The sequence below is a fragment of the Myroides sp. C6-3 genome, assembly GCF_050522425.1.
Classification (GTDB): Bacteria; Bacteroidota; Bacteroidia; order Flavobacteriales; family Flavobacteriaceae; genus Flavobacterium.
Genome location: NZ_JBMVQP010000006.1, coordinates 76,217 through 89,816 on the forward strand (window position 1 = coordinate 76,217; position 13,600 = coordinate 89,816).

Sequence of the window (13,600 nt, forward strand, 5' to 3'; positions counted from 1 at the left end):
TAAAAACAAACTATGGACGAATTTCATTTCTCACAACTAATCAATCCTGAGTTCTATATCAATTTAGAGATTGCAGGTCACTCTATTGGAATCTACGTTGTATTGTTCATTGTATTTGCTGAAACAGGATTATTTGCTGGTTTCTTTTTACCAGGAGATAGTTTGCTATTCTTAGCAGGTATATACAGCACAGCTTTAATGCAAGAATTATTTCAAATCGAAAGCGACTTCTTAAATGTAGCGCTGCTCTCCACGTTGGTTGCCCTAGCTGGGATACTAGGTAACACCTTCGGCTATTGGTTCGGAGCCAAGAGCGGAAACTATCTCTACAACGTAAAAGACAACTTTATATACAAGAAAAAATACCTATACGAATCTAAAGTTTTCTTTGAAAGACATGGAGGAAGAGCTATTATCTTCGCTCGTTTTTTACCTGTTGTAAGAACCTTTGCTCCTATCATTGCTGGAATTGTTCGCATGGATATCAAACGCTTTATGTTTTATAATGTAATCAGTTCCTTCTTATGGGCGACCACATTGATATTTGCAGGACATTACCTACAAGTTTGGCTATTAGAAAGTTACGGTATCAACCTAAAAGATTATATCGAATACATCGTACTGTTCTTAGTTCTAGTTACAACCCTGCCAATCCTTATTAAATTGGCTAAAAGAAAGAAAACTGAAGAAGTACATACAGAAGAAGAATAAAACAAAAAAGCGACGTTTAATAAAACGTCGCTTTTTTTTATGGTTCATAGTCAAAGCCACAGGCTTTAACCCTTATTTTACTCTGCAGGAGCTAATTCTACAACTAGTCCTTCCAGCTCAGGAGCGATTCCAATTTGACAGCCTAAGCGGCTATTTTCCTTGACATTTAATGCTTCCCAAAGCATTGCTTCTTCATCGGGATTCATCTCTGGTAAATCAACCTCATCCGCATTGTGTACATAACACTGACAAGAAGCGCACATAGCCATACCACCACAAATACCAATAGTACCTTCAGGAGCTAACTCATAAGCACGTACCACTTCCATGATGTTCATGCTCATATCTGTTGGTGCGTCTACTTCGTGCTTTACACCTTCTCTATCAATAATTGTAATTTTAATATCTGACATGATTATTCAATTGATTTAACAACAGCTTTTTCCGCTTCTTTGCGTGTACCATCAAATCCATTAATACCAGAAACCGTAGTATATTTCAACACGTATTTCTTTCCAGGATTCAACATATTATAAACACTTTGACACATTAAAGTTGCTTCGTGGAACCCACATAAGATCAACTTCAATTTACCTGGATACGTATTAATATCACCAATCGCATAAATCCCAGGGATATTCGTTTGATAATCTAATGCGTTATTCACTTTAATCGCATTTTTCTCAATTTCTAATCCCCAATCTGCAATTGGACCTAATTTAGGCGTTAACCCAAACAAAGGAATAAAGTAATCACAAGCAACTTCTTCGCGTTCTCCTTCTCGATCTACCACCACTGCTTCTAATCTTGTTGTTCCTTTTAATTCAACAATTTCCGCTGGTGTAACTAATTTAATTTTCCCTTGATCTTTGAGTACTTGTACTTTTTCTACCGAATCTAAAGCTCCTCTAAATTCATTGCGTCTGTGTACCAAATACACTTCTGCAGCAAGATCAGCTAAGTAAATACTCCAATCTAATGCAGAGTCACCTCCACCAGCAATAACGATTTTTTTACCAGCAAACATTTCTGGTTTTTTCACGAAATACTCAACGCCTTTATCTTCGTAATACGCTAAGTTTTCTAGATCGGGTTTACGCGGTTCAAATGATCCTAACCCTCCTGCGATTGCCACTGCTTTTCCGTGGTGTTTTGTGCCTTTATTGGTTGTAACGATAAATGTACCGTCCTCTTGTTTTTCGATTGTTTCAGCAACTTCATTGAGGGTGAACCCCGGTTGAAACTGCTTGATTTGTTCCATTAAATTATCGACTAATTCTGCTGCTCCTACAGAAGGATATCCTGGGATATCGAAGATGGGTTTTTTAGGATAAAGCTCGGTTAATTGCCCCCCTGGTTGAGGCAATCCGTCAATTAAATGACATTTTAACTTTAGTAAGCCCGCTTCAAACACAGCAAATAGACCCGTTGGTCCAGCTCCAATAATAATTATATCGGTTTCAATCATGATGTAGTTCTTTAATACAAAGGTACCCCTTGTAACGTTTATTAAAAATGATAAAAGTCAACTATTCGAAAGACAACTCGTTCTTTAGCAAATAGTTGACCTGTTATTTTTATCCAACATTAACTACCGTCTCGATTTCGGGTGCATATTTTTTAATTGTAGTTTCAACCCCTGCACTCAATGTCATTTGATTCACACTGCAAGCTGTACATGCACCTTCTAAGCGAACTTTCACGTGCTTGTCATCAACTATTTCAATTAATGTAATATCTCCTCCATCGGTTTGCAAAAACGGGCGAATCTCGTCTAACGCCTTCATAACGTTTTCTCTGATAGTTTCTGATGCCATATATTTATTCTATAAAATGGTTTTATTTTTTTCCTACTGCTGAACATCCAGCCATAGTGGTAATTTTGATTGCCTCCGTTGGGGGCAAAGAATCGTTGCGCATAACAACTTGCTCTACTACATTTCTCGTAATTTCTTCGAATACTTTGGCTACGATCGTATCTTTTTGCAAAGCTGCTGGACGACCGAAGTCTCCTGCTTCTCTAATACTTTGAACAATTGGAACTTCCCCTAAGAAAGGCACTTGCAAGTCTTCGGCTAAATTCTTCGCTCCGTTCTCTCCAAAAATGTAGTATTTGTTGTTTGGCAATTCTTCTGGCGTGAAGTAAGCCATGTTTTCTACAATTCCCAACACCGGAACATTGATGCTTTCTGACGTAAACATCGACACTCCTTTTTTCGCATCTGCAAGTGCAACTGCTTGTGGAGTAGATACTACAACAGCACCTGTTACAGGTAGTGATTGCATGATTGACAAGTGAATATCCCCAGTTCCTGGAGGTAAATCCAAAAGTAAGAAGTCTAATTCACCCCAATCCGCGTCAAAAATCATTTGATTCAACGCCTTCGCAGCCATAGGTCCTCTCCAAATGATTGCTTGATCTGCTTTGGTAAAAAATCCAATCGATAATAGCTCTACCCCGTACGAAGAGATTGGCTTCATTTTAGAACGCCCATCCACTTCAACTGAGATTGGCTTTGCATTTTCTACATCAAACATAATAGGCATAGAAGGCCCGTAAATATCCGCATCTAATACACCTACACTAAAGCCCATATTAGCTAAACTAGCTGCAATATTGGCAGTAACCGTAGATTTTCCTACCCCTCCTTTTCCAGAAGAAATAGCAACGATATTTTTAATACCTGGAATTGCTTTTCCTTTAATCTCTGGTTTCTCAGGTGCTTCTACTTTTATGTTTACTTTTACTTTTGCTTTTTCATACACTTGTTCGTGTATCACTTTCATCACATCTACTTCTGCTCTTTTCTTGATGTGCAAAGCAGGGGTTGACAATACTAAATCAACAACAACCTCATCTCCAAAGGTCATTACGTTGTTAACTGCCCCACTTTCAACCATATTTTTCCCTTCTCCAGCAATAGAGATAGTCTCTAAAGCCTTCAGAATATCTTTTCTATCTAATTTCATTATATGCGATTAGTTTTCAATATTTTACTATAAATCTTGACTAACGCAAATATAGCAGTTATATTTGAAATTTTGATGTTAATATATTCTAAATGCAAACCACTAGCACACTTGATATTAAAGGTGATTCGCATAATTAAGCGCTCTTTTTTTACCCAGAAAAACGCGTTTTATTTCGTTTTGAATTAGGGCAAATTCCGCATTGAGCAACTGATTCTTCGCTGCATTAAATGAGAATATATCTGCCTTTCCATTCTCGTATTTTACCTGTGTGGTATGGAAGGATTTTTGGGCTAAATCAATGCTGTTTTTCAATCCTTCATTTAAGTTTTCAACCTGATTTAACTCCTGTGTTAATTGGTCGTTTTCTTTTTGAACGTAACGCTCTTTATCCTTTATTCTCAAGGCATTCAGCTGTCTTTCTACTTTGTTTTTCCTCAGCTGTCGCGCTATATTTCCCCCTTGAAAAATAGGAATACTCATTCCCAATCCGATATAGTGACTTTTGTTGTCTCCAAACTGACGAGAGAAGGATGCTACATCCCAATCTAAACTCGTATTAAAAGGTTTCGAATAGAATGTTCCCCATTGATAATTGGCTGATAACCGAGGGTATCTTTTCGCGTTTAACGCCTTTTTATCCGCTTCTAAAAGCGCTTGATAACTACGTACTTTTTCCAAGATAGGATTGAACTCATAATCCGAATTAAATCCAACAAATTCCCGCTCAAAGACCAGCTCAAAAGAAGTCATTTCTTCCTCCTTTACATCCAGCATTTGCAAGAGCAGCAATTTCTGATTTTGCAATTCATTTAGCGTGACTTGTATACTCAGTTGTTCATTGTTAAAAATATATTCAATATCATACTGATCACTGACTGGCTTAGCTCCTGCCTCTACCTCTTTCACCACACGTTCTAAATTTAACTGACTGTTAGTCAATTGCAATGCTTGTAGTTTATGGTATTCTTGTGTCCCAATAATCTTAAAAAACAGGTCCAATAGACGCTGTTGGTAGTAGTATTTAACTTCTGCTTGTTGCAAGTTTGCGTAAGAGGTATTTATTTTTTTTCGCTGTTGATCGATATAATCTGACCAATCAAACAAGCTAATCGAAGCGTCAATTGACGTTTGTAATGACTGGATATTGGAACTCACCCTAGCATTGGTTGACGGATTAATTGCCGAACCATAATTAAAGCTTTGCGCCACAGTTGCCCCCACTTGGGGTAAAAAATAAGAGGCTACACTTTGCTCTTGCTCCCTCACAGCCTGTTGCTCAAGTTGAGCGATCATCAATTCATAACTATGTTCTTCCGCTAAACGCATACAATCCTGCAACGTCCATTTTTCTTGTGCAAATAAAAATGGAGTGCAAAAGAACCCAACGATCAACCAAATAAGCTTATTCATAATTTATATATTTCAGTGTGTTTATACGTGTTGCTTGTACAGACTTCCACAAGACCAATAAGATCGAAAAAATCATCAAGCTAATAAAAACTAATAGGAAAGGCCAAACGGTAATAGCTATGCGATAAACAAAATCTTCCAACCAACGTTGCATCAAATAATAAACAGGGAAAATTGAAAGGACAAATCCCAAAGTACAATACAACAGAAAACGAGTAGACAATTTAACCACCAACGCTCTTGTATCTGCCCCTAACACTTTTCGAATAGCAATTTCTTTGAGTCTACTTTCAATACTAAACGATACAATCGCCATTAATCCAAATAGGGCAGCCATTCCTATAGCTAGCCCTAAAATATTAAGGGTGGAAAACCAAAAACTCTTTTTAAAATGTCTGAAATACAGCTTAATCCAATTGGAAATCATACAACTATTATTTGCTTACCTTTTCTATTTTCCCTCCAGAAGACTTGGTTACCTCAACTAAATTAGCTGATCCATACACCCTTATTTTTCCCGACGAACTTGCTTTTCCTTTTACCTCATCTGAAACGGTAAAACTCATCATCCCCGATGAACTCGCTTTGCCTTCTAAGGTTTTGACGGTCATTTCTTTTCCATCAATTTTAGCCGAGCTAGACGCTTTTGCAGTTACTGTTTTTGCGATTCCTTCTACTGCTATTTTACCCGAGCTACTCGCAGCTATATCCATTTTATTCGCTTTTAACTCTACATCAACTTTAGCAGAGGAACTAACATCTATCGCTGTATTATTCGCTACTTGGAAGTGACCTTCAATTTTAGCAGACGAACTCGCTGACAGCTCTAAATTATCCGCTTGAATGACTTGTGTAGTCAGACGACCTGAACTACTCGCCTTACCTTTAAAATCTTTAGTCACTACGTTGTTTGTCAGGTTTAAGTTAGCCGAAGATGACACATAAGCCCCGGAAAGAGTCGGATTACTTACCTGTACATGAACCGTTCCTCTTTTGTAGTTGATCATCCCTTTCGGTGTTTCAAAATACACTTGTAAAACGCCATTCTTCACTTCCGTTTTGACATACTCCATGTCTTTGGCATCTTCTACCTCTACGGCTACACTTTTACTCCCTCCATAGGTGAAATCGAGCTGTATACTACTGGATACCTTTACAGCAGAAAAATCTGCTACTTGTCTTTTTTCTTGCTTTTGAGCCAATACTGTACTCCCAATTAAAAGGAAGATTATTGCTAATTTTTTCATTTTGATCTATATTTTAGGGTTATTCATATTTAATATGTTGCACGACGTTCATTTGCAAAACTTGGCGTACTTTGAGAATAAGAACTAACAACGTCAGTAGCATTAAAAACAAAAACGCTACGACAAAATTAATCCAGCTGATCTCAATGCGAAAAACGTAATCACTTAACCAAGCATTGAGAAAATAGTAGCTTGGATAAAGGGCCAAACCAAATCCCAAAAATCCAATCAACACATATTGTTTGATCAGTTGCCTCAGTTGTTCTTGATTGGAAGCTCCCAAGACCTTTCGAATAGCAATCGCTTTGTATTGGTTACTCAGATTAAAAGAAACCACGCTATACAAGCCAAAAAGAGCAATAAACACGACCATGCTACTCAAAACCAATAAGATATTTCGCTCTTGAATAGTCTTGTTGAATATAGTTTTAAAACGTTGATCTAAAAACTCATAGGCAAACGGATAGTCCGAGACATTTAATTTTTCATAGGTTTGTTCGATAGAACCCAAAATTTGCTGCGTTTGTTTGGGATCAAACCGTACGTAGAGTTCTTGGATATTTTCATACAACCCAGGTACAGTTTGCATGCAAAAAAACAACATGGGCTCGTAATCCGTTTTAAATCCAGCCGTGTGATAGTTGCTCACAATTCCCACAACGGTAAACGCATTATTGTTCCAATTCAATTGTTTACCAACAATATCAGGATCGCCAAATTTATCCTTCAATTTTTGGTTAATCATAATATTGCTAATTGTATCAGAAGCAAAGCGACTGTCCAACGCTCTCCCTTCTACAATCTTGATTCCCAACATGGACAAAAATTCACCATCCGTACCTACATTCATAATTTGTACCGACGTTCCTTGATGGGAGATGGAGCTAGAGTTATAGCCATAACCGCCTAGGGGTAAAGAAGTGCTTCCAATGTTGTTTATTCCTGGTATTTGATGTAGTTCTTCCTTATATGTTTGATACAAAGAGGCTCTTTCCGCTCCTCTTTTAGCGGTAAAAAATGGAAGAATGAGGACTTGCTCTTTATTAAATCCCAAATCCTTGTCTAGCATATAACTAACCTGTTGGTACACCACCGTTGTTCCAATGATAAAAAAACTAGCGATTACAAATTGAATTCCCAACATAACCGAACGCAAGCCAAACTGTTTTTTCGTCTTGAGCAAGTATCCTTTTAACAGGCTAAGTGTAGAAACTCTACGCATAATCACCAGCAATAAAGCCGCTACTACACTAGCGAGTACAACTACAAAAACAACGCCTAATTGCATAGCTTGTCCCAAATTAAAAATTAGGGAAGATGCTAGAAAAACGCGGAGAAACGGAAGCGACAGTTCAATAAAAACGAAGCTCACGCCCAAGGCTAAACACAAAGTTATACTGTTTTCAACAAACAATTGTCCGAACAGCGTTTTATTCGTACTTCCTACAACAAGGCGAATCCCCATTTCGCGATGGCGTTTCAAACTTTGTACAATAGACAAATTGATATAATTGACCACAGATAGCAAAAGAATGGTTACAGATAACCCAATTAGAATATACAGTCGACTCATATTAATCGGCTGTTCTAAGGTTCCATTATACGCCTGATCAGCAATCATATGTTGCCCTGACAAGGGAAACAAGCGAAAGTGTTCCACACTTTCTCCTTCATCTGCTAAATACTCTTCTACGGTCTTTCCTTCCCCTTTAGCCAAGCGTGCGTACACGTTTTCATACATCAAATTCGACATATAAGACGTTACTTCTTCCAATGACGCAGCATCCTTAATTTTTAAGTACAAGCTCGCATTGTAATTACTCCAATTGTTCTGATTGCTAGCAATGGTTTTTTCCAATCCTGAAAACAGCATATTTGGCGCAATCGAACTACGCGTATCTCCAAAGGAGTAGATCCCTTCGACAGTGTACCACTCGCCTTGATAGCGAATCTTTTTACCTATTGCCTCAGCACCGAACAGTTGTTTCGCATACGTATCTAAAACCAATACACTATTTGGCTTGTCTAGGGCATTAGTCCCTTCTACCCAAGGAAAGGGAAAGAAATCTAAAAAGTTAGCTTGTACGACCAATCCCTTCTCAAAAAACTTTTTTTCACCCTCTACCTCCAAGCTACCATTTTGATAATTAGACAAATACATATACGAATCAATAGATTGCTGTCCTTCGCTTAAAGCAGAGCCTACTGGATAGGGCGCTAACATCCAAATATCGCCATCACCTAAGTCCGCGCTAACCAGATACACCTCATCTTTGTACGGATTCCATTGATCATAACGCACTTCTTCTTTGTAGTATAGATACGCCACTAACACTCCCCAAAGCCCAATGGCTAAACCAAGGATGGTCAGAATAAAATATACTTTATTCTTAACTTGATGTGCCTTATATATTTTTAACCAATTCTGTAACATCTTCTATTCGTATTTGATGTATTTCAATACATTTAGAGTAACCGCTTTGTATGCTTTAAACCAAACAATAAGCACAATAAAACACAACATCACAACCAAGCTCAGAAAATAGGTCATCCACTCAATCTCGATGCGATAGGCATAACCACTCAACCAACTTTCTAACAAGTAATAACTTGGAAAAATGGCAAGTACAAAACTGATCACCCCGTAATACACATAGTGAAGCATCAACTTTTTTAAGAGGTGAAAAGAGTTTGCTCCTAGTACTTTCTGAATAGCAATGGCTCTTAATTGACTTTGTATCACAAAAGAAGCAATGGCAAATAGGCCAAACAAGGCTACAAAAACAACACCAATACTCAAAACATTCAATACTTTTCGCTCAAGTAAGACTTGCTCGAACGATTGAGCAAACTGTCGATCTACAAATTGATAGTTAAAGGTCAAATTTTGATCAATGGTAAATTTTTTCCATTTTTCTTCAATGGCTTTGATGGTTTGGACGATGTTGTCCTCTGGTTTAATTTTGACATACACTTTTTCAATACTCCCCATCTTATTCGCTACCCCTTTCATATAAAAATATACCGTTGGGCTTACTTTATCTTCTAGATTCATGGAATTATAGTCTTTTACAACCCCAATGACGTTGTATGAACTATTGGATGCACGCAAAGTTTTTCCTAAGGGATTCGTTATCCCAACCTCGCGAACAAAAGTTTCATTCACCACAATATGTTGGATGGAATCAGACGCATATAACGGATCGTAACTTCGTCCTTGGACTAGGGGAATTTGAAGGAGTTCAAAATAGCCGTAGTCAACTTGTACCACACTATAAATGAAATCTTTATCGTCCATGCTACCAGAAGTTAAAGCAGAACCACCACGTCCAAAAACTTGATCGGATGCAGATACTCCTTCCACTCCGGGAAGTTGTTCTACTTCTTTTTTAAACGTTTCATACTTTTCTAAAAGCAGGTCATTGTTCTCCCACCTCAGCGCTTCATTCAAATTAAAACTAATGATTTGATCGCCTTTAAATCCTAAATCTTTATTGAGCATATAGTGCACTTGCTGATTAAAAATAAAGATACTACTAACGAAAAAACAAGCAATGGTAAGTTGGAGAATTAAGAATATCGTTTTGAGCAAAGATCCCTTTTGCGTAGACAAGAAATTGCCTTTCAAAATTGACGTTATCTTTTGTCTTGTTACATACAATGAAACAATTCCACCAGTCAGTCCTGAGATACTAATCAACAACACTAGAAAACAAACGCTCACCATGGTGATAGATAGCTCTATTTGTGTATCTATCATGAGGTTGAGATAAGGCAACATCACTCCCATAAAAAAGACACTAACCCCCAGTGCTATACTCAAGGTTAAGGCTGTTTCAAGGGCGATCTGTCTCACGATATACTTTGTACTCCCGCCGAATATTCGTCTTACCCCCATTTCTTTGGATCGCGATACAAACTGAGTAATGGAAAAGTTGATAAAATTAACTACGGCTAAACTAAAAATAACAACGGCCAATCCCCAAAAAATATAAATCATCTTGAGGTTTCCACTTCCTTCTGGTGTCTGTTTCCCATAGGGACTTAAACGAACCGTAGCTAAATCTTTCAAGAATATAGGATCATTGAGCATGTCTTTTTGCTTCAATTCTTCAACACTTATTCCGTACCTTTTAGCTTCGGGTTTATAGTAATGTTCCTCTAATGTTGCGTGAATAGCCTCCAATGCCTGATCGGGTTTGTCTGTTTTGAGTAATACCCCAAAAAAACGCTCTCGCCAATTCGTTCGTGTTGCAATCATTTGGTCCATCACGGCTATAATTGCCTCGGGCATAAAGCTGCTCTTGTGATTACCTAAGGTAAAAACACCCGTTATCACCATCCACTCCTCATTCACATACACTTCTTTTCCCAAAGGATTTACCCCTGGTCCAAAAATCGCAATGGCTTTTTGTTCTTCTAAAACAAGGCTTCGTTGATCTGGAAAAACCGTTTGTGCAGCTCCATAGACAAACGAATAAGGAAAAAAATCAAAGAAATTACTTTGAGCAGGCAGTACCTTGGTAAGGGTATAGGCTTTTTTGTCCTTTTCAACTACAAGCTCATCATAGCCCGTATAATAGGTGTAATCTTCGATAAAGGGATAGTTCTCTTTCAGTGCTTTTCCCAAGGGAAAAGGTTGGTTGATTGATGTAAAATCCTCATGACGATTCAACACCATAAAAATTTTATCCTTATCGGGATTCGATTGGTTATAGGTGTGTTCCTCTTGATAGTTGATTACAGCCAAGGTGAGGAGGGATAGACCAAAAGCCAACCCCAAGACGGTCAACATAAAATAGAGCTTATTTTTTAACCAATGGTACCGATAAACTTTTAACCAACTAATCAACATACTTATTCATATTTTATATACTCCAATACATTTACTTTTGTTGCTTTATAGGCGCGACTAACTACGATAGCCAAGGTTAATAACACCATAAGTGCCAAACAAACAACATAAACCTCATAGCCTATCTCAATGTGATAAGCATATTCATTCAACCATAAATTCAATACATAATAACTAGGCAATACAGACAGCCCAAACCCTATTCCACAGTAAATCAGATACTGATAGGAAAGTTTTCGTATTAGGCTTGTGGTATCAGCTCCTACTATTTTGCGAATAGCTACTTCTTTTAATCGCGTGCCGATCGAAAAAGAAGAAACTGCAAACAAGCCAAAAAACGCGATAAAAAGAACCAGATAACTCAGGCCTACCATCACTTTTTTCTGAAGTTGCACCTGTTCAAAACTGCGAGCGAATTGCTGATTGACGAATTGATAATCAAAGGGGCTATGGGACTCTGGATTAAAAGTAATCCACAACTCTTCTAACAAAGGAAGTAGCGTTTCCAATTGACCGACATCTACCTTTACAGATACTGTATTAAAATTCGTGTATTCTTCTGATGGTAACATGAACAGCATCGGGCGGATGGCTCGATCCAATCCATTGAAGTGAAAATCTTGAATGACACCTACAATTTGCTTGTTGTTTAATGTCCATCCTTCTAAACCATCTTTTTTTAGTAATTCAAATAACTTTTGGTTGACTAACGCATTTTGGATGCTGTCATTAGCGATAGCTTGATTTAAATAACGACCTTGAACTAATCCAATTTCCATCATTTCTAAATACCCCTCTTCTACATTCGAAACACCAATAACTAGATTTTTACCTTCATAATTCAACGCAATATTATACCCTATGCCCTCCTTACTTCCAAAATCCAAGTCTGTTATTCCTATTTGCTCTATCCCCTTTATCTTCAGTGCTTCTTGTTTAAAAGTTTGATACACCCTATACTTATCATCCTCGTAATTGCGTGATAAAAAAGGGACTTGAATCACCTGATTTCCATTAAAACCTAGATCTTTATTGGTCATAAACTTCACTTGTTCGAAAATAACGTAAGCCGCCATACTAAAACCACACGCTATAGCAAATTGAACAATTAAAAAAGCATTTTTTAACACCCCTCCTTGCCTACTTCGAGTATAATTGCCTTTTAAGATGCGTAACACCCTATAATTAGCAAGATACAATGCTGGAATTATACCACTCAACAGAAGTACAACCACATAGACAACAAGGAGTATCCCCACTATTTCGTGTAGTTGAATTGTGATATTTGAGTGCAAAAAAGAATTGACAAAGGGCAACATCCAAAGCACAAGTACGACACTAATGAGCAATACAAGTATCAGAGTCCAAGATGTTTCCATGACCATCTGTTTGACAATATCAAACTTACTTGCGCCCAATGCTTTTCGTACCCCAACCTCCTTTGCTCGCGAAGGAGCTTGAGATAGAGAAAGATTAACATAGTTAAAAATTGACAAAATCAATAAAACGCTGGATAACCCCACTAAGACCAGTATAAACTGTTTGGAGATACTTGATTCGGGACTATTAATAGCCTTAGACAGATCAAAATGCAGGTCAGGCAAGGCATGTACAACTGTTCTTTGTCTATAAAGTCCTTTTGTTTTCTCGTGAAATTCATCAAGTCCAACCTGATCTTTCTTTGCCAAAGGAAGCAGATATTCTTGTGTATAGAGTTTGTCAATTGCATCTGTTAATGCGTCTCGCTCTTTAGTCATCACTAAAAGCGCGGCGCGACTATGGCTCCAACTCGTCAGTAAATCAGCCTCAACCACCTGAAAATCATTAATTACTGCTTCGGGCATAAAACTACTTCGCGTTTTTCCTAAATCATAAACGCCAACAACAGTATAGACTTCTTCGTCAACCGTTAGTTGTTCTCCTATGGGGTTGTTCTCCCCAAAGAGCAAAACCGCTTTTTCCTTTTCTAAAGCAATTTCATTCGGGTTATTAAAAACGGATGTAGGCGATCCATAAACAAAAGAATAAGGAAAAAAACGAAAAAAACTTTCATTCGACTGTATCACTTTGTCAAAGAAATAGGTTTTCTTCTGGTAGGTTACCTCTTCGTCTGTATACCCATTATACCACAAGATATCTTCTACAAAAGGATGGCGTTCCTTCAAGAGTGAACCTAAAACAAAAGGCTGACTTCCTGAACTATACACCTCACCTTTGCTTTCTACAAAGAAAATTTCTTCTTTTCTGTCGTTCCATTGATCAAATGAATACGCCTCTTTTACGTACAACGCAGACAGCAATACCGCCGTCATCCCCACAGCTAAACACACGAGTGTTAGTAAGAAATACACCTTGTTTTTCTTCCTGTTATTTCGATATATTTTAAACCAATTATTTAGCATAT

At 37.7% G+C, this 13,600-nt stretch carries 11 protein-coding genes; 1 reads left to right on the forward strand and 10 read right to left on the reverse strand.

The genetic code is table 11. From position 1 onward, the window contains the following. Positions 1-12: 12 nt before the first annotated feature. Complete coding sequence (locus tag ACPDG9_RS04240; RefSeq protein WP_430526517.1) at positions 13-711, forward strand: DedA family protein; 699 nt, start codon at positions 13-15, stop codon at positions 709-711. A 77-nt stretch (positions 712-788) separates the two neighbouring features. On the opposite strand, the gene ACPDG9_RS04245 is transcribed toward ACPDG9_RS04240, so the two are convergent. From ACPDG9_RS04245 to ACPDG9_RS04290, 10 genes are all read right to left on the reverse strand, one after another. Continuing rightward, complete coding sequence (locus tag ACPDG9_RS04245) at positions 789-1,124, reverse strand: ferredoxin (protein WP_182647342.1); 336 nt, start codon at positions 1,122-1,124, stop codon at positions 789-791. 2 nt (positions 1,125-1,126) lie between these two features. Continuing rightward, the gene (locus tag ACPDG9_RS04250) at positions 1,127-2,179 is read right to left on the reverse strand and encodes an NAD(P)/FAD-dependent oxidoreductase (RefSeq protein WP_430526518.1); all 1,053 of its coding nucleotides are present in this window, start codon (positions 2,177-2,179) and stop codon (positions 1,127-1,129) included. Positions 2,180-2,288: 109 nt separating this feature from the next. Continuing rightward, positions 2,289-2,528 carry a NifU family protein gene (locus ACPDG9_RS04255; protein ID WP_430526519.1) on the reverse strand — a complete coding sequence of 80 codons (240 nt, stop codon included), beginning with the start codon at positions 2,526-2,528 and terminating at the stop codon, positions 2,289-2,291. A gap of 22 nt (positions 2,529-2,550) precedes the next feature. Then, positions 2,551-3,681, reverse strand: coding sequence for a P-loop NTPase (locus tag ACPDG9_RS04260; protein ID WP_430526520.1), 1,131 nt, complete (start codon positions 3,679-3,681; stop codon positions 2,551-2,553). 117 nt (positions 3,682-3,798) lie between these two features. Beyond that, entirely contained in the window at positions 3,799-5,094 is a 1,296-nt protein-coding gene (locus tag ACPDG9_RS04265; RefSeq protein ID WP_430526521.1) for a TolC family protein, read from the reverse strand. After that, positions 5,087-5,521, reverse strand: a complete 435-nt coding sequence (locus ACPDG9_RS04270; RefSeq protein WP_430526522.1) for an ABC transporter permease — start codon at positions 5,519-5,521, stop codon at positions 5,087-5,089. The genes ACPDG9_RS04265 and ACPDG9_RS04270 overlap by 8 nt, the downstream gene beginning before the upstream one ends. Positions 5,522-5,528: 7 nt before the next feature. Then, entirely contained in the window at positions 5,529-6,341 is an 813-nt protein-coding gene (locus ACPDG9_RS04275; protein ID WP_430526523.1) for a GIN domain-containing protein, read from the reverse strand. 19 nt (positions 6,342-6,360) lie between these two features. Further along, complete coding sequence (locus ACPDG9_RS04280; protein ID WP_430526524.1) at positions 6,361-8,775, reverse strand: ABC transporter permease; 2,415 nt, start codon at positions 8,773-8,775, stop codon at positions 6,361-6,363. A gap of 3 nt (positions 8,776-8,778) precedes the next feature. Further along, positions 8,779-11,196 (reverse strand): ABC transporter permease, encoded by a 2,418-nt coding sequence (locus ACPDG9_RS04285; protein ID WP_430526525.1) that lies wholly within the window; start codon positions 11,194-11,196, stop codon positions 8,779-8,781. A 2-nt stretch (positions 11,197-11,198) separates the two neighbouring features. Continuing rightward, positions 11,199-13,598, reverse strand: coding sequence for an ABC transporter permease (locus ACPDG9_RS04290; RefSeq protein WP_430526526.1), 2,400 nt, complete (start codon positions 13,596-13,598; stop codon positions 11,199-11,201). Positions 13,599-13,600 lie beyond the last annotated feature (2 nt).